General features: G+C 69.5%; 24 protein-coding genes. 6 read left to right on the forward strand and 18 right to left on the reverse strand.

The window, feature by feature from the left end:
- Position 1: 1 nt before the first annotated feature.
- The 6 genes from ABFX55_RS30470 to ABFX55_RS30495 all read right to left on the reverse strand — a co-directional run bounded on the left by ABFX55_RS30470 (position 2) and on the right by ABFX55_RS30495 (position 5,265).
- A complete protein-coding gene (locus ABFX55_RS30470) occupies positions 2-826 on the reverse strand; it encodes a MerR family transcriptional regulator (protein ID WP_346126171.1) in 825 nt (274 codons plus the stop codon).
- A gap of 60 nt (positions 827-886) precedes the next feature.
- The gene (locus tag ABFX55_RS30475; protein WP_346126172.1) at positions 887-1,492 is read right to left on the reverse strand and encodes a PH domain-containing protein; all 606 of its coding nucleotides are present in this window, start codon (positions 1,490-1,492) and stop codon (positions 887-889) included.
- Positions 1,489-2,559 carry an adenosine deaminase gene (locus ABFX55_RS30480; protein WP_346126173.1) on the reverse strand — a complete coding sequence of 357 codons (1,071 nt, stop codon included), beginning with the start codon at positions 2,557-2,559 and terminating at the stop codon, positions 1,489-1,491. Before ABFX55_RS30480 ends, ABFX55_RS30475 begins: the two co-directional genes overlap by 4 nt.
- A 160-nt stretch (positions 2,560-2,719) precedes the next feature.
- Positions 2,720-3,079, reverse strand: coding sequence for a cupin domain-containing protein (locus tag ABFX55_RS30485; RefSeq protein WP_346126174.1), 360 nt, complete (start codon positions 3,077-3,079; stop codon positions 2,720-2,722).
- A gap of 4 nt (positions 3,080-3,083) precedes the next feature.
- Positions 3,084-3,722, reverse strand: a complete 639-nt coding sequence (locus ABFX55_RS30490; protein ID WP_346126175.1) for an AMIN-like domain-containing (lipo)protein — start codon at positions 3,720-3,722, stop codon at positions 3,084-3,086.
- Between the two features lie 133 nt (positions 3,723-3,855).
- Positions 3,856-5,265, reverse strand: a complete 1,410-nt coding sequence (locus ABFX55_RS30495; RefSeq protein ID WP_346126176.1) for an MFS transporter — start codon at positions 5,263-5,265, stop codon at positions 3,856-3,858.
- An 87-nt stretch (positions 5,266-5,352) separates the two neighbouring features.
- Here ABFX55_RS30495 and ABFX55_RS30500 point away from each other — a divergent pair, with 87 nt between their 5' ends.
- Complete coding sequence (locus tag ABFX55_RS30500; RefSeq protein WP_183650445.1) at positions 5,353-5,727, forward strand: MarR family transcriptional regulator; 375 nt, start codon at positions 5,353-5,355, stop codon at positions 5,725-5,727.
- Positions 5,728-5,836: 109 nt separating this feature from the next.
- Entirely contained in the window at positions 5,837-6,655 is an 819-nt protein-coding gene (locus ABFX55_RS30505; protein ID WP_346126177.1) for an MOSC domain-containing protein, read from the forward strand.
- A gap of 74 nt (positions 6,656-6,729) precedes the next feature.
- Here ABFX55_RS30505 and ABFX55_RS30510 read toward each other — a convergent pair whose 3' ends face one another.
- The 6 genes from ABFX55_RS30510 to ABFX55_RS30535 form a co-directional block, all read right to left on the reverse strand.
- Entirely contained in the window at positions 6,730-8,007 is a 1,278-nt protein-coding gene (locus tag ABFX55_RS30510; protein ID WP_346126178.1) for a thymidine phosphorylase, read from the reverse strand.
- Positions 8,008-8,009: 2 nt separating this feature from the next.
- Complete coding sequence (locus ABFX55_RS30515) at positions 8,010-8,405, reverse strand: cytidine deaminase (protein WP_346126179.1); 396 nt, start codon at positions 8,403-8,405, stop codon at positions 8,010-8,012.
- On the reverse strand, positions 8,402-9,700 hold the full coding sequence (locus tag ABFX55_RS30520) for an ABC transporter permease (protein WP_346126180.1): 1,299 nt from the start codon (positions 9,698-9,700) through the stop codon (positions 8,402-8,404). Before ABFX55_RS30520 ends, ABFX55_RS30515 begins: the two co-directional genes overlap by 4 nt.
- Entirely contained in the window at positions 9,697-10,839 is a 1,143-nt protein-coding gene (locus ABFX55_RS30525; protein WP_346126181.1) for an ABC transporter permease, read from the reverse strand. The genes ABFX55_RS30520 and ABFX55_RS30525 overlap by 4 nt, the downstream gene beginning before the upstream one ends.
- Positions 10,836-12,428, reverse strand: a complete 1,593-nt coding sequence (locus ABFX55_RS30530) for an ABC transporter ATP-binding protein (RefSeq protein ID WP_346126182.1) — start codon at positions 12,426-12,428, stop codon at positions 10,836-10,838. Before ABFX55_RS30530 ends, ABFX55_RS30525 begins: the two co-directional genes overlap by 4 nt.
- Positions 12,429-12,513: 85 nt before the next feature.
- The gene (locus ABFX55_RS30535; protein WP_346126183.1) at positions 12,514-13,587 is read right to left on the reverse strand and encodes a BMP family lipoprotein; all 1,074 of its coding nucleotides are present in this window, start codon (positions 13,585-13,587) and stop codon (positions 12,514-12,516) included.
- A gap of 316 nt (positions 13,588-13,903) precedes the next feature.
- Between ABFX55_RS30535 and ABFX55_RS30540 the strand changes: the two genes are divergently transcribed.
- A complete protein-coding gene (locus tag ABFX55_RS30540; protein ID WP_346126184.1) occupies positions 13,904-15,757 on the forward strand; it encodes a Xaa-Pro dipeptidyl-peptidase in 1,854 nt (617 codons plus the stop codon).
- Positions 15,758-15,839: 82 nt separating this feature from the next.
- Here the strand turns inward: ABFX55_RS30540 and ABFX55_RS30545 are convergent, their stop codons facing one another.
- Positions 15,840-17,072: a M20 family metallopeptidase gene (locus tag ABFX55_RS30545; protein WP_346126185.1), complete on the reverse strand. Its 1,233-nt coding sequence runs from the start codon at positions 17,070-17,072 to the stop codon at positions 15,840-15,842.
- Between the two features lie 438 nt (positions 17,073-17,510).
- Between ABFX55_RS30545 and ABFX55_RS30550 the strand changes: the two genes are divergently transcribed.
- The gene (locus ABFX55_RS30550; RefSeq protein WP_346126186.1) at positions 17,511-18,896 is read left to right on the forward strand and encodes a peptide ligase PGM1-related protein; all 1,386 of its coding nucleotides are present in this window, start codon (positions 17,511-17,513) and stop codon (positions 18,894-18,896) included.
- Here ABFX55_RS30550 and ABFX55_RS30555 read toward each other — a convergent pair.
- Positions 18,868-19,077, reverse strand: a complete 210-nt coding sequence (locus ABFX55_RS30555) for an SCO4848 family membrane protein (protein WP_246452027.1) — start codon at positions 19,075-19,077, stop codon at positions 18,868-18,870. The genes ABFX55_RS30550 and ABFX55_RS30555 overlap by 29 nt on opposite strands.
- Positions 19,078-19,148: 71 nt before the next feature.
- On the opposite strand from ABFX55_RS30555, the gene ABFX55_RS30560 reads away from it, so the two are divergent.
- Positions 19,149-20,285, forward strand: a complete 1,137-nt coding sequence (locus ABFX55_RS30560; RefSeq protein ID WP_346126187.1) for a D-alanyl-D-alanine carboxypeptidase family protein — start codon at positions 19,149-19,151, stop codon at positions 20,283-20,285.
- Here ABFX55_RS30560 and ABFX55_RS30565 read toward each other — a convergent pair.
- Positions 20,279-21,208, reverse strand: coding sequence for a YihY/virulence factor BrkB family protein (locus ABFX55_RS30565; RefSeq protein WP_346126188.1), 930 nt, complete (start codon positions 21,206-21,208; stop codon positions 20,279-20,281). The genes ABFX55_RS30560 and ABFX55_RS30565 overlap by 7 nt on opposite strands.
- A gap of 120 nt (positions 21,209-21,328) precedes the next feature.
- Positions 21,329-22,549, reverse strand: a complete 1,221-nt coding sequence (locus ABFX55_RS30570) for an amidohydrolase family protein (RefSeq protein ID WP_346126189.1) — start codon at positions 22,547-22,549, stop codon at positions 21,329-21,331.
- Between the two features lie 59 nt (positions 22,550-22,608).
- Here ABFX55_RS30570 and ABFX55_RS30575 point away from each other — a divergent pair, with 59 nt between their 5' ends.
- Positions 22,609-23,112, forward strand: coding sequence for a MarR family transcriptional regulator (locus ABFX55_RS30575; protein ID WP_221241182.1), 504 nt, complete (start codon positions 22,609-22,611; stop codon positions 23,110-23,112).
- 98 nt (positions 23,113-23,210) lie between these two features.
- Here ABFX55_RS30575 and trpS read toward each other — a convergent pair whose 3' ends face one another.
- Together trpS and ABFX55_RS30585 are read right to left on the reverse strand one after the other, a co-directional pair.
- Complete coding sequence (gene trpS / locus ABFX55_RS30580; protein ID WP_183650478.1) at positions 23,211-24,218, reverse strand: tryptophan--tRNA ligase; 1,008 nt, start codon at positions 24,216-24,218, stop codon at positions 23,211-23,213.
- Between the two features lie 14 nt (positions 24,219-24,232).
- Positions 24,233-25,543, reverse strand: a complete 1,311-nt coding sequence (locus tag ABFX55_RS30585) for a hemolysin family protein (RefSeq protein WP_346126190.1) — start codon at positions 25,541-25,543, stop codon at positions 24,233-24,235.
- Positions 25,544-25,607 lie beyond the last annotated feature (64 nt).

Raw genomic sequence — 25,607 nt, forward strand, 5'->3', positions numbered from 1 at the left:
GTCAGGGCTTCGCGATCTCTATCTGCAGCTCGTGCACCCACTCGTCCAGGTCGGGCGGGCAGTGCAGGGACACCTCGCGGGCCAGGCCGAGCGCCTGGTAGCCGTTCTCCTCGATCCAGTGGGCGAGCGTCTGGAAGGTGGGGCCGACGTTCTCCATCGGCCCGCGGTGGATGATGGTCGCCGCGGCCTCGATGGGGGGCAGGTCCACGACGTCGAAGTCGTGGGCCTCGCCCTCGCCGACGTCGAGGTTGACGGGGAAGGTGGCGTGCACCAGCACCGCGCCGTCGTCCTCCGGCAGGTAGTAGGCGATGCCGGGCCCCTGCATCGGCACGCGCGCCGCCTCCAGCCTCTCGCAGATCTGCCGGTAGAGCGGCTGGATCACGGGGCTGATGTCCTCGGTGTCGTAGCTGGCCGCCCTCGCGCTGAGCTGGGCCACCCTGACCGGGGCGACCTTCTTCAGGATGACCTCGTCGGTCCCCATGAAACCCTCTCTTTCGATCGTCCTGAGCCTCGCCTCCACCCCTCGCAACCTGGTGAGGTCGGCGTTGATCCGCGCCTCCAACTGGGCGCGGCGCAGCCGTACCATGCCGTGCAGTTCCTCGGCGCTGACCTTGTCGTCGAGGATCGCGCTCACCTGGTCGAGGGTGAAGCCGAGATCCTTGAGCGCGACGACGCGGTTGAGCCTGGCCAGCTGTCCCGCCTGGTAGGAGCGGTAACCGGTGACGGGGTCGACGTGCGCGGGGCGTAGCAGGCCGATGGCGTCGTAGTGGCGCAACATGCGCACCGACACGAGGCCCAGCCTGGCGAAGTCTCCGATGCCGAACATGACTCCCCCAGGTCTACGGCCTCACACGGTGTCAGGGTCAACGCCCCCGGCGTGAGGCGGTCAGGCGAGGACGGCGATGGCCACGAGGACGAGGGCCGCGGCGCAGGCCGCGAGGGCGTCGGGGGCCCAGGCCACGCGGACGTCGCCGGGCTGCTCGCGGCGGCGCTTGGCGTTCTCGGCCCGTTCGGCGATCTGCTCGGCGACCCAGTCGGCGTGTGTCTTGCCCGCCATCGCCTCCTGCGCCGCCCGCTCCCCCTTGGAGAGCACGGGCTCGGTCTGGTAGCGCCCGCGCTGCGCTCGGGGATGGCCTCGGCGGTTCGCCCTGGCGCGTTCGCGCGCCGAGGCCTGCGGGGTCCAGGCATGCAGGACCTTGTCACCGTGCGAGATGTTGATCGTGTGCGACACCTGCACGTCGTCGACCGACGCCCATGGCAGGAACGTGGTCCGCAGCGGGTTGCGCACCCGCAGCCCGTCGTCGGCCACCACGGTGGCGGGGCGCAGCGCCGTGAGGTAGACGAGCGCGGTCAGCACGCCCAGGATCGCCCCCGCCACCAGCGACGACTTGCCGCTGTAGCGCAGGGTCAGGTCGAAGGCGTTGAACAGGACGAAGGCCACCCAGATCCAACCGAGGACGAAGGCGGTCGACGCACGGAAGGTCTGCTTCATGCTTGCCACTTGAGCTGCGCGAACCCCGGTTTGATCACGCCGTTGATGAGCGCGAGCCGCTCGTCGAAGGGCAGGAAGGCCGACTTCATCGCGTTCACGGTGAACCACTGAAGGTCGTCCCAGCCGTAGTCGAAGGCCTCGACCAGCTTGGCGAACTCCTCCGACACGCTCGTGGAGCTCATGAGCCTGTTGTCGGTGTTGACGGTCACCCTGAAGTGCAGGCGGCGCAGCAGCCCGATCGGATGCTCGGCGATCGAGGCCGCGGCCCCCGTCTGCAGGTTCGAGGTCGGGCACATCTCCAGCGGGATGCGCTTGTCACGGACGTAGGCCGCGAGCCTGCCGAGCTTGGCGGTGCCGTCCTCGGAGGCGGAGATGTCGTCGATGATGCGCACGCCGTGGCCGAGCCTGTCGGCGCCGCACCACTGGATGGCCTGCCAGATCGATGGCAGCCCGAACGCCTCACCCGCGTGGATGGTGAAGTGCGCGTTCTCCCTCTGGAGGTACTCGAACGCGTCGAGGTGCCTGGTGGGAGGGTAGCCCGCCTCGGCCCCTGCGATGTCGAACCCGACCACGCCGACGTCCCTGTAGCGCACGGCCAGCTCGGCGATCTCCATGGAGCGCGCCTGGTGCCGCATGGCGGTGAGCAGTGTGCCCACCTTGATGCCGGGGACCTGGCCGAACCCCTCCAGGACCGCCTCCACGACCTGGTCGAGGCTGAGGCCCGTGGTGGTGTGCTGCTCGGGGGCGTAGCGGACCTCGGCGTAGACGACGCCGTCGGCCGCCAGGTCCTCGGCGCACTCGGCGGCCACCCTGACCAGCGACTCGCGGGTCTGCATGACGCCGACGGTGTGGTCGAAGGTCTCGAGGTAGCGCACGAGCGACCCTGAGTCGGAGGCCTCTTCGAACCACTGCCTGAGGTTGTCGGGGTCGGTGGTGGGCAGCCGGTCGTAGCCCGTCTCGCGGGCCAGATCGACGATCGTCTCTGCCCGTAGACCACCGTCGAGATGGTCGTGGAGCAGCACCTTCGGCGCCCGGCGGATCTCGTCAGGGGTGGGTCGCTGGCTCATCTCGTCATCCTACCGCCACCAGCAAAAACACCGATCTTGCAAAGACTGCCAGAAAACCCCGCGAATCTCGTCGCCCCCTGGGGATCCATCGCCTGGAGGTCGCGGGTTCCGCACCGGGAGATGGGACCCCCTTGGCGATCGGGGCCTGGCGCGCTCGGGGCTACTCGTCGGGGTCGCGGTTGGCCGTGTCGGGGGAGAACGCCGGAAGGCAGACCGCGACGTACTCGGCGCCCTCGGCGCCGACGCTGTAGCGGATCTTCTCGCCGGGCTCGGACACGAACGACTGCCCCGCCGAGACCTCGGTCGTCCCCTCGGCGTGCTCGATCACGACGCGCCCGCGCAGCACCACCGTGTACTCGGTGAACTCGGGCGTCTGCGCGGGCTCCTCCCAGCCGGGAGGCGCCGTCATGTGCGCGATGGAGACCGCCTCGTCACCGCTGTTCACGCGGCCGATGTGCTCGTCGATGACCTTGCCGCCCGGCACCGGGATCCGGGTCACTCCCTCGATCTTTCTCACCACGTGCTCAGTGTGCCACGTCGACCACGAGGCGGTGAGGAGAGGTCAGCTCGGCCACCGAGAACGGCGCCCGGTGGTCGAGCACGAGCCCGACGCCGACCACGCCTTCGAAATCGCCGGTCTTCACCACGTTCTGGACGTTGCCGAGGCTCGCCTGGAAGATCGGGCCGCCGGTCCAGGTGGGCTTCCCCTCGTCGGTGTGGGCGTTGGCGGGCTTGAGCGTGACCTGGAGGTAGGCGCCGCCCCGCACGTCGATCGGCTCGCCCGAGCCGTCCTGGACCAGTTCGTCCACCCACCTGACGCTGTAGCTCGTGACGTCGCCGTCGAGGTCGATCACCACCCTGTCGAGCGGGCCGTGGTCGGCGAACCTGACCGTCTTGACCAGGACGGGCTCGCCCGGATCCCCCTCGACCTCCACGTCCTTGGTGCCGGTGGGCACGGGGATCGCCGTGCCTGCCTGCCCGGGGGACGAGGAGGTGTCGCCAGGGCTGGGGCTCGTCCCGCCGCCGGTCACGCCGGGATTGGCCGCGCCGGTCGTGCCGGCGCCGCTGGACGACGAGCCCGCCCCGCCTGGCGCCTGGTTCGGCCCGCAGGCCACCAGGACGGCGAGGCAGCTCACGAGAGCGCCGACGCGCGAAAGCCGCATATCTCGTAGGTTCCCTGCTCGTGGAGGGCTCATGCGCCTTCCCTCCGAGCCATGCCGAACAGGCCTGTGACCGGCCCCACCCGCGCGAAGGCGCCGGGCCCCCTTGGAAGGGAGACCGGCGCCCCGCGGCGGATCAGACCGTCTCGAGGACCTTGTCCTGGTCGCGCTCGACCGCGGGAACCCTGCGGAAGTTCAGGCCCGTGGCCGAGACCAGCAGCCCGACCACGGCCAGGATCAGCGGGACCATGATCGAGCTCTTGAGCGAGTCGATGGTGATGGCGCCGTCCGCGCCCGAGGTCAGCACCGCGGTGACCACGGCCAGCACGACGGCCCCGCCGACCTGGCCCGAGGTGTTGAGCATGCCCGAGGCCAGGCCCTGCTCGTCGTCGTGGACCCCGTTGGTGGCCTGGATGTTGAGCGAGGGGAAGGACAGCGCGAACGCGATGCCCAGCAGCACCATGCCGGGCAGGACCAGCCCGCCCATGCTCGGGTTCTCGTCGATGCCGAGGAAGAAGGCGTAGCCTCCGGCCAGCGCGGCGGCGCCGATCACGATGAGCCTGGCGGTGCCGAACCTGTCGGCGAGGTCACCCATCTTGGTGGAGGTGATCGCCACCAGCAGGCCGGCGGGCAGGAAGGCGAGCGCGGTCTGCAGCGCCGACCAGTGCAGCAGGTTCTGGAAGTACTGCATGGCGGCGAACTGGAAGCCGATGTAGGAGCCCATCAGGATGACCAGGCCCAGGTTGGCCCTGACGATCGGGGCCGAGCGCAGCAGGCCGAGCCGTACGAGCGGGTGCTTGACCCGGAGCTCGGTGAAGACGAACAGGCCGAGCAGCGCGAAGGAGAGCACCAGGGAGCCGATCGTGCGCGCCGACAGCCATCCGGCCTCGGGCGCCTGCACGACGGTGAAGACCAGCAGCAGCATCGAGGCGGTGATGAGAACCGCGCCGACCAGGTCGTAGCCGCCTCCTGCCCGCTCCTCCTTCACCTTCGGCAGCACCTTGAGCGCGGCGACCAGCGCGATGATCGCGACGGGCACCGGCATCAGGAAGGTCCAGCGCCAGCCCAGCTCGGTCAGCAGGCCCGACAGCACCAGCCCGAGCGAGAAACCGCTGGCCCCCGAGGCGGTGAAGATGCTCAGCGCCTTGTTGCGGGCGGGACCTTCGGGAAAGGTCGTCGTGATGATCGACAAAGCGGCCGGCGCGGTGAAGGCCGCGGCCATGCCCTTCACGAAGCGGGCGGCGATCAGCAGCGCGCCGTCGTCCACGATGCCGCCGATCAGGGAGGCCGCCGCGAAGACCGCCAGCGCGGCCAGGAACACCCTGCGCCGGCCGAGAAGGTCGGCGGTCCTGCCCCCGAGTAGCAGAAGACCGCCGTACCCCAGCACGTAACCGCTGACAACCCATTGCAGAGAAGAAGGAGAAAGGCCCAGGTCCGCCTGGATGGAGGGCAGCGCGACACCGACCATCGACACATCCAGGGCGTCAAGGAACATCACAGCTGAGAGCACGACGAGCGCGCCCCATCGAGCAGAAGTGGAGGACATGAAGACAGAGACTACATGCATCTGCATCTAATGCAACAGAATTTAATGCAGTTGCATAGGAGTTAACCGGATGGTATTCTCCGCGACATGAACGACGAGGCCGTGGTCGCTGCCTGGCACGACGTCCTGGCCAAACACGCGAAGACCCTGTGCGCGCTCGAGCGCGAGCTCGGTGACAAGTACGACCTCGGGGTCAGCGAGTTCGAGGTGCTCGACCGCATCGTCTCCAACGAGTGCAGGAAGTTCCGCGTGCAGGAGCTCGCCGACGAGGTGCACCTGAGCCAGAGCGCCCTGTCTCGCGTCGTGGCCCGTCTGGAGAAGGGCGGCCTGGTCACGCGCGGGGTGTGCGACATGGACCGTAGGGGCGTGTTCGTCTGCATCACCGACGAGGGCCGCGCCCGCCACGCCGCCGCCCTGCCGGCGCATCGCGCCGTCCTGAGCGCCGTCTTCGCGCCCGCCTGACCCCCTCACAGGCGTCACGCCGTGGCCTGGGGAGAACACCTGCCCGAGCGCCACAGGGACAGGCCCGTTCCTCCAGAATGGCCATGACACGCTGACGTGAGGAGGACGGATGGGCGAGATGCTGGGCACCGTGGAGGTTCTGCGCCGGTACCCCGTGAAGGGTCTGCTCGGCGAGGAGATCGCCGCCGGTGACGTCGCGGCGACCGGTCTCACGGGCGACAGGGGCCTCGCCCTGGTCGACGCCGAGACCGGCAAGGTCGCCAGTCCCAAGAACCCCCGCATCTGGCGCGGCATGCTCGCCCTGTCCGCCGCCGTCGAGGCAGGCGGGGTCCGCGTGACCCTGCCGGACGGCGAGAGCCTCCGGGCCGACGATCCGCACGTGGACGAGGTGCTCTCGCGCGCCCTCGGCAGGAAGGTGACGCTCACCTCGACACCCCCCGAGAAGGCGGCGCTGGAGCGGGCGGTGCCAGAGGAGGTGCTCAGCGAGGGTGTGACGGCACGGGTGACCGTCCAGGAGAGCGTGCTGGGCGCGGGCTCGCCTCCCGGCACGTTCTTCGACTACGCGCCGCTGCACCTGGTGACCACCTCGGCCATCGCCGCCACGGGCGTGGAGGCGGTGCGCTACCGCCCCAACCTCATCATCCGTACGGCAGGCGAAGGCTACGTCGAGAACGGGTGGGCGGGCACGGAGGTCGCGGTGGGTGAGGAGGTCGTGCTGCGGGTGACCGTGCCGACGCCGCGCTGCGCGGTTCCGACGCTCGAGCACGGCGCGCTGCCCCGCGACACCTCCGCCCTGCGCACGCCCGCCGCCCACAACCTGGTCGAGCCGCTGCCGGGCTACGGACCGCGCCCGTGCGTCGGCGTCTACGCGGAGGTGCTGCGCCCCGGCCGGATCAGGTCAGGCGATCAGGTCCGCCTCCTGGACTGACGCCTGCAGGCACCCTGTCTCGCACGCTGACGTCCGCCTGCCCCGGAGACAGACGGACGTCGGCGCCGCGCCGATCAGGCCGTGACGCGCTCGATCACCAGGGGCAGCAGGGCGGGGTCGCTCGCGGGGCCGACCTCGTAGGCGCCTTCCAGCGCCGCCAGAGCCCTGTCGAAGCGCGCGGTCTCGTCGGCGTGCAGCGTCATCAGCGGCTGCCCCTCCCGCACCAGGTCTCCCGGCTTGGCGTGCAGCATGACGCCCGCGCCGAACGACACGGGGTCCTCCTTGCGCGCCCTGCCCGCGCCCAGGCGCCAGGCCGCGAGCCCCACGCCGTAGGCGTCCAGCCGGGTGAGCACCCCCGAGGCGGGGCACGAGATGGTCATCGTCTCCGCCGCCCTGGGCAGAACGCCGTCGGGGTCGCCGCCCTGGGCGGATATCATCCTGCGCCAGGCGTCCATGGCCGAGCCGTCCTTCAACGCCTCGGCGGGGTCCTTGCCCGAGACGCCTGCGGCGTCGAGCATCTCCCTCGCCAGCCGTACCGTCAGCTCCACCACGTCGGAGGGTCCGCCGCCGGCGAGCACCTCGACCGACTCGGCGACCTCGAGCGCGTTGCCCACCGCGAGGCCCAGCGGCCTGTCCATCGCCGTCAGCAGCGCGACGGTGCGCACGCCCGCGTCGGTGCCGAGCTCCACCATCGTGGTGGCCAGCTCCCTCGCGTGCGCGACGTCCTTCATGAACGCGCCCGAGCCGACCTTCACGTCGAGGACCAGCGAGCCGGTGCCCTCGGCGATCTTCTTGGACATGATCGAGGAGGCGATCAGTGGGATCGACTCGACCGTGCCCGTGACGTCGCGCAACGCGTACAGCTTCTTGTCGGCCGGCGCGAGGCCCGAGCCCGCCGCGCAGACGACGGCGCCCGCGCTCTGCAGGACCGAGAGCATCTCCTCGTTGGACAGCGAGGCCCGCCAGCCCGGGATGGACTCCAGCTTGTCCAGCGTGCCGCCGGTGTGACCGAGGCCGCGCCCCGACAGCTGGGGGACGTAGGCCCCGCAGGCCGCCACCAGCGGGGCGAGCGGAAGCGTGATCTTGTCTCCGACGCCGCCCGTGGAGTGCTTGTCAGCGGTGGGCCTGTCGAGCATCGACCAGTCCATGCGCTCGCCCGTGCGGATCATCGCCTGGGTCCAGTCGGCGATCTCGCGCCTGTCCATGCCGTTCAGCAGGATCGCCATGGCCAGCGAGGACATCTGCTCGTCGGCGACCTCCCCGCGGGTGTAGGCGCCGATCACCCAGTCGATCTGCTCGGTGCTGAGCGCGCCCTGGTCGCGCTTGGTGACGATGACCTCGATGACGTCCATGCTCAGGCCCCCCTGGACAGGTCGTCGGGACCGAACGCGTACGGCAGGACGTCGCTCATCCGCCTGGGCCCGTCGGGCGTCTCGACCAGCAACTCCTCGCCGCCGAACTCGTAGAGCAACTGGCGGCAGCGTCCGCACGGCATGAGCAGCTCGCCATGGCCGTCGACGCAGGTGAAGGCGACCAGGCGCCCGCCACCCGTGGCCTGCAGCGCCGAGACCAGCCCGCACTCAGCGCACAGACCCAGGCCGTAGGAGGCGTTCTCGACGTTGCAGCCGGTGACGACGCGCCCGTCGTCGACCAGCGCCGCGGCGCCCACGGGGAACTTGGAGTAGGGCGCATAGGCGTTCTGCATGGCCTGCGCGGCCTGGTCGCGAAGGGCGTCCCAGTCGATGCTCAATGCTGCTCCCCGCGGCGGTAGCGCACGCCGTCGGCCTTGGGCATCCGCAGGCGCTGGGAGGCGACCAGGAGCACCAGGAGCGTCAGGACGTGCGGAGTGATGTAGACGAACTCGTTCGGCAGCCTGTCGACGGTCATCCACAGCCACATCAGGACGACCACGCCCATGGCGGCGAACGCCATGACGGTGTAGTCCCTGGCCCCGACCAGGGCGGTGGCGGCCGTCTCACGCGACGACGACAGCAGCTGCCTGATCCTGTTGCCGACGTAGATCAGCAGCAGGATGGCGCCGAACAGGAAGAAGCTGGTCACGGCGGCCGAGCTGCGCAGCTGGAGGCCGTCGGCGTACCCGAACAGCGAGGCGCCGGCGGCGAGGCCGCCTGGACGCCAGTTACCGAAGATCATGGCGGCGAGGCCGATGAAGCCTCGTCCGCCGGTCTGCCCCTCGACGTACTTGGTGGTGACGAAGACCAGGAACACACCGCCGAGCCCGGCCAGCGCGCCGGAGATGACGGTCGCGACGTACTTGGTGAGGTAGACGTTGACGCCCAGCGACTCGGCCGCCCACGGGTTCTCGCCCGCCGAGCGCAGCCTGAGGCCGAACGCCGTCCGCCAGAGCACGAAGTAGGTCAGCGGGATCAGCGCCACGGCCAGGATGACCAGGACGTCCACGTTGTGGGTGAGGCCGCGCAGGATGCCGGCGACGTCGGAGATCAGGAACCAGTGCGTGCTCTCCAGGGTGCCGAGCCAGTCGGGCCCCGAGGAGAACAGCGGCAGGCTCACCTGTGGCGCCTTGGACGACAGCGCGGGCGAGGTGGTGATGCCCGCTCCCGCCTCGGCGGCCGGGGTGCCCTCTGCGTACAGGACCTCCGACAGGAACCTGGTGACGCCGGGCCCCAGCAGGTTGATCGCGACGCCGCTGATGATGTGGTCGACGCCGAAGCCGACGGTGGCGATGGCGTGCAGCAACCCGCCGATCGCGCCCGCCGCGAGCCCCGCCACCAGCGCGGCGGGCCAGCCCCACTGGTAGCCGGCCCAGCCGGCGAACCAGGTGCCGAGCACCATCATGCCCTCGAGGCCGATGTTGACGACGCCGGCCCGCTCGGCCCACAGCCCGCCGAGACCGGCCAGCCCGATGGGCACCGCCAGCAGCAACGCGGCCTGGAAGGTGCCTGAGGAGGTGATGTCCACCTTCCCCGTGACGACCCTGACGAAAGCCAGCAGCAGGATCAGCGACGCGACGACGATGAGCGTCAGGTGGTACTTCCTGACCCTGGGAGCATCGAGAACGCTCATGCGGCCACCTCTACGCGGTTGGTCGTGGCGAGCTGGCGCGCGGCACGACGTTCCTCCTGGCGCAGCGCCATCCTGCTGGTGATCTCGTTGGCGATGACCACCAGCAGCACGATCGTGCCCTGCATGATCATGATGACCGAGGGCGGCACGTCGGCGAACTGCAGCGGCCCCTGCGCCCTGTCGAGGAAGCCGAACAGCAGCGCCGCGACCGCGATGCCGACCGGCTTGTTACGGCCGAGCAGCGCCACCGCGATGCCGAGGAAGCCGAGGCCCGCCGTGAAGCTCGTGCCGAAGTTGTGGGTACGGCCCAGGATCTCCGGCAGGCCGATCAGGCCCGCGATCGCGCCCGAGAGCACCATCGCGGAGATGACCATCTTCTTCGGCCTGACGCCCGAGGCGAGAGCGGCGATGGAGTTGAGGCCGCTGGCCTTGACGTCGAAGCCGAAGCGGGTGCGCTCCAGCACCACCCACAGCACGATGCCGAGCACGATCGCCACGCCGAGGAAGCCCCACAGCCCCGCGCCCCTGGGCGCGGGCAGGCCGAACATCGTGAACAGGAAGTTGAAGTTGGGGAACCAGCCCGACTCGGGGATGTCGGCGGTCGTGACCGTCAGCTGCCCCTCGGGGCGGGGGCCCTGGAACGGGCCGCGCAGCAGGAACGCGGAGAGGTTGATCGCGATGTAGTTCAGCATGATGGTCGCGATGACCTCGTTGACGCCCCTGCCGACCTTCATGAGGGCGGGGATCAGCGCGTAGAGGCCGCCGACGGCCGCCGCCACCACGATGATGACCGCGATCTGGATCGGCGCGGGAGCGGTGAAGGTCGCGCCCACGTAGGCGGCGCAGATGGCCGCGATGCGGTACTGACCCTCGACGCCGATGTTGAAGAGGTTCATCCGGAAGCCGACGGCCACCGCGAGACCCGCGATGAACAGGGGCACCGCCCTGTTGATCACGGTGGCGATGCCGCTGACCACGGAGGTGGAGTTCGAGCCGAAGTCGAAGAACGCGCCGAAGGCGGCGACGGGATCGGCTCCCGCGGCGAGAATCGCCACGCTGGAGATCGCCAGCGCCAGCACGATGGCGACGACCGCGCCGCCCACCGTCAGCAGCAGGCGATTGAGCCCTGCGGGCATCATGACCCTTCCTCGGTGATGGCGCCTGTCATATAGCCGCCGAGCTGCTCTGGGGTGATGTCCGCGGGATCGAGCTCGGCTACCAGACGGCCCCTGAAGATCACCTGGACCGTGTCGGACAGACCGATCAGCTCGTCCAGGTCGGCCGAGATCAGCAGGACGGCGAGCCCTGCTGCCCTGGCCTCGCGAAGGTGGTCCCAGATGGCCGCCTGGGCGCCGACGTCCACGCCTCTGGTCGGGTGGGCGGCGATGAGGAACGACGGCTCGCCGCTCATCTCCCTGCCGACGATCAGCTTCTGCTGGTTGCCGCCCGACAGGGCCAGCGCCAGCGTCTCGACGCTCGGCGTGCGCACGTCATATTTCTTGACGATGCGCTCGGTGTCGGCCTTGGAGGCCTTCCTGTCGATCCAGATGCCCTTGCGGGCGGGCTTCCTGGTCTGGTGGCCGAGCACTCTGTTCTCCCAGAGCGACGCCTCCAGGAGCAGGCCCTGACGGTGCCGGTCCTCGGGGATGTAGCCGATGCCCGCCTCGCGGCGCCTGAGGGTGGTCCACGCGCTGATGTCCTCGGCGCCGAGCGTGATCCGGCCGTGCGCCTGGCGCATGCCCATGATCGCCTCGATCAGCTCGGACTGGCCGTTGCCCTCGACGCCCGCGATGCCGACGATCTCGCCCTTGCGGATCTGGAAGGAGACGTCGTCGAGCAGGAGGCGCTTGCCGTGCAGGAACCCGCGCAGGTCCGCCCCGCGGGGCAGCGGGCGGAAGCCTTCGGCCTCCATGGTGAGCCCCTCGACGCGGAGCTCGACCGTGTCGGTGACCGTGGACTCGCGGGTCTCGGGGGTGGGCAGCTCGCTGCCCACCATCATCTCCGCGAGCTCGCGGGCGCTGCCGACCTGGCTGCGGGGTACGGTCGCGACCGTGGTGCCCCTGCGGATCACGGTGATCTCGTCGGCGATGCTGAGCACCTCGTCGAGCTTGTGGGAGATGAACAGGACCGTCAGACCCTCGGCCTTGAGCTCGCGCAGGTTCTCGAAGAGCTCGTCGACCTCCTGCGGCACGAGCACCGCGGTCGGCTCGTCGAGGATGAGGATGCGGGCGCCCCTGTAGAGGACCTTGAGGATCTCCACACGCTGGCGGTCGCCGACGCCGAGCTCCTCCACCAGGCGGTCGGGGTCGACGCGCAGGCCGTGGGCCTCGGCCAGCTCCCTGATGCGCCTGCGCGCGCCCGCCGCGTCGAGGAAGCCGGCGGTCGTGGGCTCCGCTCCGAGGACGATGTTCTCGAGCACGGTCAGGTTGTCGGCCAGCATGAAGTGCTGGTGGACCATGCCGATGCCGGCCGCGATCGCGTCGCTCGGCGTGCGGAAGCTGACGTCCTGGCCGTTCACCCTGATCTGGCCCTCGTCCGGCTTCTGCATGCCGTAAAGGATCTTCATCAGGGTGGACTTGCCGGCGCCGTTCTCACCGCAGATGGCGTGGACGGTGCCTGCCTCGATGGTGATGCGGATGTCATGGTTGGCGACGACGCCGGGAAAGCGCTTGGTAATGCCCTCCAGCTCGACGGCGGGTTTCGCCGGGGCGAGGGTGTCCGAGCTCATACGGTCTCCTGGAGAGCCGGGATAGAGCGAAGGCCCGGGGGGAGCGCCCCCGGGCCCTCAATGTCCTCTTGGGTGTTGACCCAGACTACGGCTTGCTCGGAACGGTGATCTCGCCGTCCACGATCTTCTTCTTGGCGGCGTCGACCTGCTCCTTGATGTCGTCGATCTCGCCACCGGTGGTGGACAGGCCCACGCCGTCGACCTTGAGGTCGTAGACGTCGTTCTTGCCGCCCTTGGCGCCGCCCTGGAAGGCCTTGATGAACTGGAACACGCCGACGTCGACGCGCTTGATCATCGAGGTCATGATGACCGCCTGGAGGTCGGCCTCCTTGACCGTCAGCCGCTGGTCGGAGTCGACGCCGATGGCCTGCTTCTTGGCCGCGGCGGCGGCCTGGAAGACACCGGTGCCGGAGTCGCCCGCGGCCTGGTAGACGATGTCCGCGCCGTCCTGGTACATCTTCTCGGCCGCGATCTTGCCCTTGTCGGGGGCCTTGAAGCCGCTGAAGTCACCGTCGGGGGTGAGGTACTTGACGTCGACCTTGGTGTCGGGCTTGGTGGCCTTGACACCGGCGGAGAAGCCCGCCTCGAACTTCTTGATCAGGTCGTTCTCGACGCCGCCGACGAAGCCGACGTGGCCGGCCTTGCTCTTCAGCGCGGCCGCGACGCCCGCCAGGTAGGAGCCCTGCTCCTCGGCGAACAGCAGACCCGTCACGTTCGGGGCGTTGGAGGCGGAGTCGACGACCGCGAACTCGATGTCCGGGTACTCCTGCGCCGCCTTCTTGATGTCCTCGCCGTAGGCGAAGCCGACACCGATGATGGGGTTGTAGCCCGCCTCGGCCAGCTGGCGCAGCAGCTCGCCGCGGTTGGAGCCGTCACCCGCGGGGCTGAGGTCCTTGATCTCGGCGCCGAGCTCCTTCTGAGCCTGCTCGAGACCCGCGTAGGCGGCGTCGTTGAAGGACTTGTCGCCGCGACCGCCGACGTCGAAGGCGAGTCCGACCTTCAGCCCGCTGGCCTTCGCCGGCTCGCTGGCGGCACCCGCGCTCGGAGCCGCGGAGCTGCTCGCGGACGTGTTTCCGCCACCACCACATGCCGCGGCCGCCATGAGCATGGCACCAGCGACGGTGCCGACCGCAATCCTGCCGAATCGCTTGCTGAGCAAGTCGACTCCTTCCATTTCCCCGCCGTCCAACCTTCATCGCACGCGCGAAGAAACGCACGGCAACCCTGCACGGAAGATAGTTGTTTGGCCAGGACAGACCAAACCGGCACACAGGTCCGCAACCGCTCCGTTATCGACATCAGTCGCGTCTGTGACCTGGGAGCGGCGTCGAGGTGGCCTGACCTGCAGCTTATGTGCTCGCATAACCCCCCTCAACACACCTTTACCGAAGTTTGCCCCAAGTCAAGATCTTGCCGTCAAGCCGAAGATTTCGTTGTATGGCTAGAAATTTCGTATACCACCTGGAGCGCCCCCCATGCGCATGATCGTCATCCCGCTCACCGCCGCGTTACTCGCGGCAGCGGGCGCCGGGCCCGCCCTGTCCACCACCACGGGCCCGACCCAGCCCATCTACTCCCGCGCCGATGCGATCAAGCAGACCGTCTTCGTCGAGGTCGAGGGGGTCGACAGCGACCGCGACGGCAAGAACGACAGGGTCGCCGCCGACTTCCTGCGCCCCAAGGAGACCGAGACAGGGCTCAAGGTCCCGATCATCATGGAGTCGAGCCCCTACTACGCGGGCATCGACGGCACCATCCCCAACCACAAGGTCGACGTCGACGAGAACGGCAACCCACTCCCAGGGGTGCTCGCCGCCGAGACCAAGACCGCGGTGGAGACCTTCCCTGGCTACTACGACAACTACTTCGTGCCCCGAGGCTACGCCGTGGCAAGAGTCGAGAGCCTGGGCAGCGGCAGGTCCACCGGCTGCCCGACCGTCGGCGACGCGCAGGAGAGCGCGGGCCCGAAGGCCGTCATCGACTGGCTGAACGGCAGAGCCAAGGGCTTCGACGCGGCGGGCAACCCGGTCAGCGCCCCATGGTCCACCGGCAGCGTCGGCATGATCGGCGTCTCCTACAACGGCACGCTTCCCAACCAGGTGGCCGCCACCGGCGTCGAAGGACTCAAGACGATCGTCCCCATCGCGGCGATCTCCTCCTGGTACGACTACTACCGCGCCAACGGCGGCGTCCTGGCGCCCGGCGGGTACCAGGGCGAGGACGTCGACGTCATGGCGAAGGCCGTCCTCACCAGAGCGGGCAAAGAGATCTGCGCTCCGGTGATGGACGAGTTCACCGCCACGCAGGACCGGATCAGCGGCGACTACAGCGACTTCTGGGCCGCCCGCGACTTCCTCCTCGACGCCGACAAGGTCAAGGCGAGCGTCTTCCTCGTCCACGGCCTCAACGACTGGAACGTCAAGACCAAGCAGGCCGCCCAGTGGTGGGAGGCGCTCAGCCGTCGCGACGTCCCGCGCAAGATCTGGCTGCACCAGGGCGGGCACGCCGACCCGTTCAACGTCAGGACCGTGGAGTGGCTGCGCCAGCTGCACCTCTGGTTCGACCACTGGCTCCACGGCATCGACACGGGCATCATGAACGAGCCGCAGGCCGACGTGGAGATCGGTCCCGGACAGTGGGGTCAGCACGCCTCGTGGCCGCTGCCCGGCGCCCACCCCGTGAAGCTCTGGCTGGGCTCGTCCTCCCGCCTGGGCCTGCTGCCGAGGCCGCTCTCCTCCCGCGAGTCGTTCGTCGACCAGAAGACCCGCACGGCCGAGCAGCTGGTCGAGTCCGCCCCCTCCCCCGACCCGAACCGCCTGGCGTACCTGACCTCCGCGCTGCCGACCGACGTCCGGATCTCCGGCACGCCCAGCGTCTCCGTGCGGGCCTCGCTGAAGGACGGCGCCTCGCCGTACCTGACGGCGCTGCTGGTGGACTACGGCACCGACACCAGGGCCAACGGACGCCTGGTGAACACGGGCCAGACCTACTGCTACGGACAGGCGGTGCCGGGTGAGAGCGGCTGCACGTCCCTGTACCGGCACGGGACGGCGTCGGCGCCTTACAAGATCGTCTCGCGTGGCTGGATCGACGTGCGCAACAGGCACAAGGCCGACAACACCCAGCCGATCAAGCCGGGCAGGGCGTACACGTTCCGCTGGGACTTCCAGGCGCAGGACTACGTCTTCAAGAAGGGACACAAGATCGGCCTGGTGCTGATCTCGACGGACCACGACTACACGCTGCGCTACCCGGAGGGAACCAAGGTCGAGGTCACCCCCGGCCTGTCGTCCCTGGACCTGCCTGTCGTCCTCGGCCGCCTGTCCTGACGGCTCACCCACTCACGGGCGCGGCTTCGCGCTGAAGGGCTCGGACTCCCTCACGGGGGAGTCCGAGCGACTTTCCTGCCCGTCAGATGAGCTCGGCCAGCGGTTCGGCGACCTGGCCCGGACGGTGACCCTCCCACAGGGCCGTCAGCGCCGTGGCCGCCATGAAGCGCACGCCGTGCCCGATGGCGCTCTCGTCCACGTCGAACGTGCCCTGGTGGATGTCGTGGTCGAGGCCGCCTGGCGACCGGGTGCCCAGGCGGGCGAAGGCTCCGGGGATCGACTCCAGGTACCAGGCGAAGTCCTCCCCGCCCAGCGACTGCTGCGTGGGGACCACCGCGCCCGCGCCGAGGGCGCGCTCGGCGGCCTCGGCGAGCATCTGGACGCTCTCCTCGTCGTTGACGACCGGCGGGACGCCTCGGGAGTAGTCCATGGTGGCCTCGACGCCGTACGCGCTCGCGACGGACTCCAGCAGCGCCTTGATGAGGTCGGGGGCCGCGTGCCAGGCCGCCTCGTCCAGGCAGCGGACGGTGCCCTCGGCGATGCCGTCGTCGGGGATGGCGTTGGCGGCCGAGCCGGCCTCCACGCGCCCCCACACCAGCGACAGCGAGGAGCGGGGGTCGACCCTGCGCGAGAGCGCGGCGGGCAGTTCGGTGAGGATCTTGGCGAGGGCGAAGACGAGGTCCGCGGTCAGGTGCGGGCGGGCCGTGTGGCCGCCGGGCCCGCTGACCCTGATGGCGAGCTTGTCGCAGGCCGAGGTGATGGGGCCGGCCTTGAGCCCGACCTGGCCGATGTCGACCCTGGGGTCGCAGTGCAGGCCGAAGATGCGGTCGACGCCGCTGATGCCGCCGTGGGCCATGACCTCGAGCGCCCCGCCGGGCAGCTCCTCGGCGGGCTGGAAGAGCAGGCGCACCCGGCCTGGCAGCAGGCCCTCGCGAGCCTGCCTGGCCAGGAACATCGAGGTGCCGAGCAGGATCGTGGTGTGCACGTCGTGACCGCAGGCGTGGCAGACGCCCTGCACGGTCGAGCGGTAGGGCACGTCCTTCTCGTCGGGCAGGGCGAGGGCGTCGATGTCGGCGCGCAGCGCGATCGTCGGGCCGTCGCCGCTGCCGACCTCGCAGATGAGGCCGGTGCCGCGCGGGAGCACGGAAGGGTGGAGACCGGCCGCGGTGAGGCGGTCGGCGATCTTCTGGGTCGTACGGTACTCGGCGAAGGCGAGCTCAGGATGCATGTGCAGGTCGCGGCGGAACGCCACCAGATCCTGCTCGTTCTCCGCCAGGAACGCGTCGAGTTCCCCCCGCAGCTCACGTCCCCGCATTGCTCACCGTCCCGTCACGTGCGACAACGCCGTCGCACGGCTCATTGCGCCGTCTTTCCCTGTGCGATCACGCGATTCAGCTGCCCGGTCGGGGAAGCTGCCCGGTGAAGCGAATGCCACACACCCGCGCGCACCGGTGTCAGAGATCAGCGGGGTCGGCCATAAGCCCGATGGCGATGCCATCGACTGTATCTCCCCTGCCGCCCCTCTCGCGGACAACTACACCAAAAGTTGGGCTGGGGCGTGCCCGTAACCGCAGGTCGTCACGGTACGTGAGCGGTTACCTGGTCCGGAAATAGTCACAACGGATCATTAAATTGTGACCCGATGTCGCTACCCCCAAACGTTGGCCCCGTTCCAAATCCTGTTACCTCCGGTCCTGGTCATCACACTGCCGCGATGCATGTAAGTGAGAAGAATGCGTGTTTCACTCACTATATGATCACTAATATCCCGTTCGGGGAGAAGCATGCACGGTTGAGCATCTTCGAGCCGAGCGAGGGGACCCTGGTGGTCGTACCCTCGCTCTCCCTGCCGCAGGACGAACTCCGCCGCATCAAGGCAGCAAGGTGCTACGAGGAGCGTCTGCTCTTCCTCCTGCTGACCCTGCGGGAGCCGGGGATCTCGGTGGTCTACCTCTCCTCCATGCCGATCCATCAGGAGATCGTCGACTACTACTTCGGCTTCCTGCCCGACCCGGACGACGCGGCCAGGCGGCTGCACCTCATCACCGTCGACGACCCGCACAGCCAGCCCCTCACGAGGAGCGTGCTGGACCGACCCGACGTGGTCGAGCGGATACGCGCCGTCATCGGCGACGACGCGTGGCTGGTGCCGTTCGTGATGAGCGACCTGGAGGAGGAGCTCGCCGCGTCACTCAACGTCCCCATCTACGGTCCGGCCATGTCGCTGGCCTACTACGGCTCCAAGAGCGGGGCCCGCGAGATCGGCACCGAGGCCGCAGTGCCGATGGCGCGCGGATTCGGCGACCTCTACACGATGGCCCAGATCGAGGACGCGGTGCTGTCGCTGCCGGGCGAGCGCGTCATGGTCAAGCTGAACGACGGCTACTCGGGGCTCGGCAACGCGATCGTGCCCAAGCACGACTGGAGCCGCACGGAGTTCTCGGCGGGCGCCGACGAGACCTGGACCGGCTTCGCCGCCAAGCTGGCCGACCGAGGAGGGGTGGTCGAGGAGTTCATCGAGCACCGCCCGCTCTACTACCCCAGCGCGCTGGCCAGGATCACCCCAGGCGGCCACTACGACGTCGTCGCCACCCATGACCAGGTCCTCGACGGCCCCGTCTACCAGGGCTGCACCTTCCCCGCCAGGCCGGAGTACCGCGCCGAGGTCAGCGCGTCGGCCGAGAAGATCGCTGGACTGCTCGCGGGGCGCGGCGTGGTCGGCCTGTTCGGCATGGACTTCTTCGCGATGAAGACCGACGCGGGCTACGCGGCGCTGCTGTGCGAGGTGAACCTGCGCATCGGCGGCACCACGCATCCCTTCGGGGCCGCGCTGCTCACCACGGACGCCACGTACGACCCCTCGACGGGACTGCTGATGCGCGGGGCGCAGCCGAAGTACTACACGGCCACGGACAACTGCTCGGCGGGGTGCCTGACCGGCCGTACGCCTGGGGAGGTGGTGAAGATGGTCGAGGGGCTCGGCCTCGGCTTCGACCCCGTGCGCAGGACCGGCAACGTCCTGCACCTGCTCGGCGCCATCCCCGAGCACGGCAAGCTGGGCTTCACCACGATCGGCGACTCCAGGGAGGAGGCCGACGAGCTGCACAGGATCACTCGCCGCGCGCTCTGCGGCGGCTGAGGCCTCGCCAGCCGATCAGCGCCAGCGCCACCCCCAGCACCAGGTTGACCGCGATCAGTATGCCGTGGACCACGTAGAAGCCGGTCGAGTGCCCGTCGGCAAGGTTGAACCCAAGGTTGATCCACTCGAACATCATGAACGCGCCAACGATGATCAAGAATCCGGCGATCTTTCTCGACATGCTCATCTCTCAGTTTCCGGGCGGGTAGTGACGCCTCATGCGCTATGTGACGAAGCTACGCTGAGGTCGTTATGGGGACGAAACTGGTGCCGGTCGTGGCACTTCTCGCCGCGGTCGCTCTGGCAGGGCCCGCCTTCGCCGACCCGCCCGCCGTACCGGTGCTGGGGGGTGATCAGCTGGCGAGCAAGGGGCTGGTGACGCCAGAGGGGGTGAAGGCACCGCCGAAGACGAAGGCGACCTCCTTCGTCGTCGCCGACGCCGAGACCGGGCAGGTGCTCGCGGCCAGGAACCCGCACGGCCGCTTCCTGCCTGCCAGCACGCTGAAGGCGCTCACCGCGCTCAGCCTCATCCCCAAGCTCGACAAGAACCTCAAGATCAAACCTAGCAGGACAGCCGTCAACCAGGAGGGCAGCGCGGTCGGGCTCTCGGTCAAGACCACCTACACGGTCGACGACCTGTTCAAGGCGCTCATGCTCAGCTCGGGCAACGACGCGGCGATGGCGCTGGCCGAGGCCAACGGCGGGCTGGGCACGACGCTCGCCGACATGAACGCCGAGGCCAAGCGCCTGCAGGCCAACGACACCGTGGCCAAGACACCGAGCGGCCTGGACAAGCCCGGGCAGAGCAGCTCGGCCTACGACCTGGCGCTCATCGCCCGAGCGGGCCTGGCCAACCCCGAGTTCCGCAGGTACGTCAGCCTCAAGTCCTCGCGCTTCCCCGCGCCGAAGGGCTACTACGAGATCGGCAACCACAACAAGCTGCTGTGGCGCTACAAGGGCATGGTCGGCGTCAAGAACGGCTGGACGTCCAAGGCTCTCGGCAGCTTCGTGGGCGCGGCCACGCGCGACGGCCACACGATCATCGTGACGATCATGCGGCACGAGGGCTACTTCTGGGAGGAGGTCGAGGACCTGCTCGACTGGGGGTTCGCGGCGCGGGCCAAGGGCCGTCCCGTGGGCAGGCTCGTGGATCCGCTGCCCGTACAGCCCGCCACCGAGCAGGTGAACACCACGGCGTCGCCGTCGCCCGCCGCGTCCACGCGCGGCGCGCCCGTGCTCGACGCCGCGGCCTCGGCCCAGACCGGCACCAGCCGCATGGTCGGCTCCGTGGTCGTCGGCGCGGGCCTGCTGGGCGGCCTCGGCTGGCTCCTGTACGGCGTCCGCAGGCGCAGGGCGACCAGGCGGGCGGACGCCGAGGCCGATCAGTAGCTCCCGTCGGACGGCAGCGGCGTCGGAGAGGGCGGCGGGGTGAGCCCTGAGGTGGTGGTCCACGCGGCCACGTAGAGCGTGAGCCGCGCGGAGAAGTTGATCCACAGCAGCAGGCCCGCCGTCACGGCGAACGTGCCGTAGACGGGGTTGCTCAGCGTGGTCGACAACAGCAGCGTGGCCACCTGTTTCAGCACCCCGAACCCCACGGCTCCGAGCAGCGCCCCCTTGGCCAGCGTCCTGAAAGGGCGGGCGGGCCTGGCCACCCAGCCCAGCACGATGAGGAACATCACCCAGTCGGCGCCGACGCTGCCCAGCAGGCCGACCCCCGCGAGCGTGAGCTTGGCGCCCAGCGAGGTCTCAACGCCGAGGAAGGTCGCCACGGTCGTCGTGGCCTGGGTGGCGAAGCCGCCGACCAGAGCCGAGACGATCATGGTCACGCCCAGCATGATCAGCGTGGCCAGGTCGCGCAGCTTGCCCAGCACGAAGTTGAGCGGCGGCGTGGTCGTCATCGAGATCTCGCGCAGGGCGCCGCGCAGCGCGTCGATCGCGCCCAGTCCCGCGTACAGCAGGCCGATCAGGCCGATCACGCCCGCGCTCGTCCTCGCCTGGGCGATCTGGTCGAGGTTGAGCTGGTCGACCAGGCCGGGCAGCTGCTCGGCGATGGACTTCCTGAGCGCCTCCGAGATCTCGGGGCGCTCGGTCAGGACGTAGCCGAACACCGCGAAGGCCAGCGCGATGATGGGGAAGAGCGACAGGAACGCGAAGTACGTCACGGCCCCCGCGAGCCTGTCACCGTTCTGCAGCTGGTAGCGCTGGACTGTCCTGATCACGTGGTCGACCGGGTGCCAGCGCACCCTCCACCGTTCGGTCGTCCGGCGCACCCGTTCCTTGACCGCGCTGACCCGGTCGACCCATGTGCTCATGACGAAAGCTTCTACCCGATCCCGCCCGGATACGGCAGGCGGCAGGCCCTGTCGTCCCGAATCCATCCGTCCCGCGCGCGCTCCGGCCCCGCCCGGCCTGCCGTAGGCACGGCAGCGGCCTCACCCGGCGACCAGCAGGCCGTCCCGCTTCAGGACCCGGCCCGCCACCAGCACCGTGTCGACCGCACTGGTGTCCGCGTTGAGCACCACCGCGCCGATCGGGTCCTGCGCACCGGCCATCGAGGGTGTGCCGGCCCGCAGGAGCTGCAGGTCGGCCTGCTTGCCGACGCGCAGCGATCCGGTGACCTCCGCCAGCCCCACCACCTCGGCTCCCTCGATCGTCGCCATCCGCAGCGCGTCACGGGTGGTGAAGCCCAGCCCCGCCGCGTCGGCCCTGCCCCGCTCCAACGCATGGGCGGCCCGCATCATCGCGAACATGTCGCCTGGACCGCTGGTCACCGCGTCGGCGCTGAGCGAGGCGGGAACGCCGGCCGCCCTCGCCCTGCCGGTGACGGGATACCCGATCGCCAGCGCCATCTCGCTGAACGGCGAGACCGACACGCTGCCGCCACTGCCCGCGATCCGTTTGAGGTGCTCGTCGGTGTAGTGGTTGGCGTGGATGTAGGTGGTACGGGGGCCGCCGAGGAAGCCGTGCGCGTCGAGGAAGTCCAGGCCGCGCTCGGCGCTCTCGACGCCGTGGCCCCCCATGTGGACGCTCACAGGGACGTCGAGCTCGCTGGCCAGCCGCCATTCGCCGGCCGCCCGCTCGAGGTCGCCGAACTCGGGGCCGAACGCGGCGACCGCCATGCTCACGAGGTCTCCGGTGAGCGCCTCGCGGATCCGGCGCCCCTCGGGCGCCATCAGGTCCTTGTCCGCTCCGCCGTAACAGAAGCCGAAGACGGCCCTGACCCCGGAGGCGGTGAGCGCGTCGACGGCGGCGTCGGTGTGCTCGGGCGTGAACTGCACGTGTGACCAGTCGAGCAGGGTCGTGATCCCGCCGTGCAGGCACTCGCGCACGCCCGCAGTGATCCCCGCGTGGACGTCGTCGGGGGCGAAGCGCGGCGCCAGCTCGCCGAGCACGTGGGCCACGTAGTCACCGAGCGTGGTGTCGGGGGCGACAGCCCTGATCGCCGCCTGCCAGGTGTGCCGGTGGCTGTCCACGAACCCCGGCAACACGATCATGCCGGTCGCGTCGATCTCCTCGATCCCCTCCGCGCCCAGGTCAGGCCCGACCGCGGCGATCCTTCCCTCCGTGACGAGCACGTCGACCTCGCCGAGCACGACGGGCTGCGGCTCGGTGTCGATGACGAGGCCGTTCTTGACGATCCATGAGTTGTTCATCTGAAAAGCTTAGAAAAAAGCTTTCTAAAAAGCAATATGCGTGCAGGTATCCTCGGAGCGTGAACCAGGACGAGGTCGATGGGCTGGTGCCCCGCTGGCGGGAGGCAGGGCTCGCACCGTCGCTCATCGCCAGCCTGGAGCTGAGCAAGCGGATGTCCCGCGTCAACGGGCTGTTCGAGCAGGCGGTGAAGGCCGAGCTGGCCGAGCTCGGGCTGACCTACGCGGAGTTCGACGTGCTCGCGGCGCTCGCCCGCACCGGGCCGCCGCACCGGCTGAAGCCGAGCGAGCTGGCCCGCGCGCTCTTCCTGACCTCGGGCGGCACGAGCAACGTGCTGCAACGCCTGGCGGCCGCGGGTTACGTCGAACGCGAGGACGACAAGGGCGACGCCCGCAGCCGCTGGGTCCAGCTCACCGCCGAGGGCCTGCGCGTGGCGCACCTGGCCCTCGAGGGCTCCAGCCGCGCCCACACCGAGGCGATGGCAGGGGTTCCCGAGTCGACCCTCAGGCACGCGGCCGACGCCCTGCGCGAACTCACCCTGGCCCTGGGCCGCCGAGTCCGCTGACCACCCCGGGGCAGCGGCCCTGCCCCGAGTCCTGCGAGCGAGTCGACGGATGACGCGCCCCACGTGGGCGGCGCGTCATCGGAGCGACCGGGGGTGGATCAGAAGGCGCGCGGCAGGAAGCCCACGCGGTCGCGGACCTGCGCCATGGTCTCGCGGGCCACCGCGCCCGCGCGCTCGGCGCCGATGGCCAGCAGCCTGTCGAGCTCGGCCTCGTCGGCGAGCAGCTTCTCCGTGCGCTCCCTGATCGGCGTGAACGACTCGACGACGACCTCGGCGACGTCCTTCTTGAAGGTGCCGTAACCCTGGCCCTCGTAGCGCGCGACCAGCTCGGCGATCGGAGTGCCGCTCAGCGCGGACTGGATGCGCAGCAGGTTGGAGATGCCCGGCTTGTTCTCCTCGTCGAACAGCACCTCCGAGCCCGTGTCGGTGACCGCGCGCATGACCTTCTTGCGCAGCGGCCCCGGCTGCTCGAGCACGTCGAGGATGCCGGCGGGAGAGGAGGAGGACTTGGACATCTTCGCCGTCGGGTCCTGGAGGTCGGTGATCTTCTCGACCTCCTTGAGGATGTACGGCTCCGGCAGGGTGAAGGTGTCGCCGAAGCGGTGGTTGAAGCGCTGGGCGAGGTCGCGGGTCAGCTCGAGGTGCTGCTTCTGGTCACCGCCGACGGGCACGCTGTTGGCCTGGTAGAGCAGGATGTCGGCGGCCTGCAGGATCGGGTAGGTGAACAGCCCGACGCTGGCCGCGTTCTCGCCGTACTTGGCCGACTTGTCCTTGAACTGGGTCATGCGGGCGGCCTCGCCCATGCCGGACAGGCAGATCAGCACCCAGGCCAGCTCGGTGTGCTCGCGCACGTGCGACTGCACGAAGACGGTGGCGCGCTCGGGGTCGAGCCCGGCGGCGAACAGCTGCGCGGCGGCCACGCGGGTGCGGCGGCGCAGGTCGGCGGGGTCGGTCGGCACGGTGATCGCGTGCAGGTCGACCACGCAGTAGAAGGCGTCGTGCGTCTCCTGCAGCGTGACCCACTGACGGACCGCACCCAGGTAGTTGCCCAGGTGGAAGGAGTCCGCGGTGGGCTGGATGCCGGAGAGTACGCGAGGTCTGGCCATAGCCCGTAATTGTGTCAGGAATCCGGCTCAGGCGGCGACTCGATCAGCGTCCGGCGTTTCACCCTGACTCTGGAGATCCTGCGCCCGTCGAGCTCGGTGACGGTCAGGTCGAAGCCGGGGATCTCGACCTTCTCTCCGACGGCGGCCAGGTGCCCGAGGCCCGCCAGCACGAAGCCGCCCAGCGTCTCGTAGGGGCCGTTGGGCAGGTTGATGCCGGTCTGGGCGGCGAAGTCGTTGAGGTTGGTCAGGCCGTCGAGCTCGACCTCGCCCGCGGGCAGCGGGACGGGCGGCTCCTCGATGTCGTACTCGTCCCTGATGTCGCCGATCAGCTCCTCGACCAGGTCCTCCAGGGTGACGATCCCCGCGGTGCCGCCGTACTCGTCGACGACGATGGCCAGGTGGTGTCCCTCGTCTCGCATCTCCGACAGCGTGGTGAGCAGGCGCTTGGAGGCGGGAACGAACTTGACGGGACGGATGGGCACGAGCCGGCTGATCGGCTCGATCTGCCCCGTGAGCACGGGGTCGAGCAGGTCCCTGACGTGGACGAAGCCCGCGATCTCGTCGTAGGAGCCGCGGTAGACGGGAAAGCGGGAGTGCGGCAGCGTCGCGGCCAGCACGGCGGCCTCGGCCAGCGGCGTGTCGGCCTCCATGAACTCCACCTCGGTGCGGGGGAGCATCACCTCGCGCAACTGGCGCTTGCCGGCGGAGAACACCTCGGCGATGAGGTGCCGTTCGTCGGCCGTCAGGTCGGTGTGGCCGACGACCATGTCGCGCAGCTCCTCGGTCGTCATCTCCTCCCTGTCGGCGTGGGGATTGCCGCCGAGCAGCTTGACCACGCCGTCGGTGGACTTCGACAGGGCCCAGATGACGGGCCTGGACAGACTGGCCAACCGGTCAAGGAAGGGCGCGACGACCAGGGACAGCCCCTCGGCCCGCTGCCGGGCCAGGCGTTTGGGCGCGAGTTCGCCGAGCACCAGCGACAGATAGGAGATGGCCAGTGTCACCAGGACCAGTGCGACGGGCTGGGCGAAGCCTTGGGGTAGCCCCCAGCTCACGAGGGTAGGTTCCAGCTCGCCGGCCAGCCTGTCGGCGCCGAATGCGGCCGACAGCATGGTGGCCACCGTGACGCCGATCTGCACGGCCGACAGAAAACGATTGGGGTCCTGGGCCAGCTTCGCGACCCTGGCACCCCTGCGTCCTCGCTGTTCGAGCTTTCGGATCTGGCTCTCCCGCAGGGAGACCAGGGCCATCTCCGCCGCCGCGAAGAAGCCGCCGATCAGGATGAAGAGCAGGACGATGGCGCTATTGGCCGCAACGCTGTTCAACGAAGTGCTTTCGACGTAGTGATCTGCCAGCGTACCCGGCTCCAACCGGTCAGGCCGAGTATGC

The sequence above is a fragment of the Nonomuraea roseola genome (assembly GCF_039535395.1).
GTDB classification, from domain to species: Bacteria; Actinomycetota; Actinomycetes; order Streptosporangiales; family Streptosporangiaceae; genus Nonomuraea; species Nonomuraea roseola.

Bases quoted from the DNA above. Each gene is read 5' to 3' on its own strand.
- ABFX55_RS30545 (WP_346126185.1), bottom strand. From the start codon at position 17,072: ATGCGGGGACGTGAGCTGCGGGGGGAACTCGACGCGTTCCTGGCGGAG.
- ABFX55_RS30495 (WP_346126176.1), bottom strand. From the start codon at position 5,265: ATGTCCTCCACTTCTGCTCGATGGGGCGCGCTCGTCGTGCTCTCAGCT.
- ABFX55_RS30540 (WP_346126184.1), top strand. From the start codon at position 13,904: ATGCGCATGATCGTCATCCCGCTCACCGCCGCGTTACTCGCGGCAGCG.
- ABFX55_RS30530 (WP_346126182.1), bottom strand. From the start codon at position 12,428: ATGAGCTCGGACACCCTCGCCCCGGCGAAACCCGCCGTCGAGCTGGAG.
- ABFX55_RS30480 (WP_346126173.1), bottom strand. From the start codon at position 2,559: ATGAGCCAGCGACCCACCCCTGACGAGATCCGCCGGGCGCCGAAGGTG.
- ABFX55_RS30525 (WP_346126181.1), bottom strand. From the start codon at position 10,839: ATGATGCCCGCAGGGCTCAATCGCCTGCTGCTGACGGTGGGCGGCGCG.
- ABFX55_RS30500 (WP_183650445.1), top strand. From the start codon at position 5,353: ATGAACGACGAGGCCGTGGTCGCTGCCTGGCACGACGTCCTGGCCAAA.
- ABFX55_RS30510 (WP_346126178.1), bottom strand. From the start codon at position 8,007: ATGGACGTCATCGAGGTCATCGTCACCAAGCGCGACCAGGGCGCGCTC.
- ABFX55_RS30470 (WP_346126171.1), bottom strand. From the start codon at position 826: ATGTTCGGCATCGGAGACTTCGCCAGGCTGGGCCTCGTGTCGGTGCGC.
- ABFX55_RS30490 (WP_346126175.1), bottom strand. From the start codon at position 3,722: ATGCGGCTTTCGCGCGTCGGCGCTCTCGTGAGCTGCCTCGCCGTCCTG.
- ABFX55_RS30550 (WP_346126186.1), top strand. From the start codon at position 17,511: ATGATCACTAATATCCCGTTCGGGGAGAAGCATGCACGGTTGAGCATC.
- ABFX55_RS30520 (WP_346126180.1), bottom strand. From the start codon at position 9,700: ATGAGCGTTCTCGATGCTCCCAGGGTCAGGAAGTACCACCTGACGCTC.
- ABFX55_RS30505 (WP_346126177.1), top strand. From the start codon at position 5,837: ATGGGCGAGATGCTGGGCACCGTGGAGGTTCTGCGCCGGTACCCCGTG.
- ABFX55_RS30560 (WP_346126187.1), top strand. From the start codon at position 19,149: ATGGGGACGAAACTGGTGCCGGTCGTGGCACTTCTCGCCGCGGTCGCT.
- ABFX55_RS30555 (WP_246452027.1), bottom strand. From the start codon at position 19,077: ATGTCGAGAAAGATCGCCGGATTCTTGATCATCGTTGGCGCGTTCATG.
- ABFX55_RS30475 (WP_346126172.1), bottom strand. From the start codon at position 1,492: ATGAAGCAGACCTTCCGTGCGTCGACCGCCTTCGTCCTCGGTTGGATC.
- trpS (WP_183650478.1), bottom strand. From the start codon at position 24,218: ATGGCCAGACCTCGCGTACTCTCCGGCATCCAGCCCACCGCGGACTCC.
- ABFX55_RS30565 (WP_346126188.1), bottom strand. From the start codon at position 21,208: ATGAGCACATGGGTCGACCGGGTCAGCGCGGTCAAGGAACGGGTGCGC.
- ABFX55_RS30570 (WP_346126189.1), bottom strand. From the start codon at position 22,549: ATGAACAACTCATGGATCGTCAAGAACGGCCTCGTCATCGACACCGAG.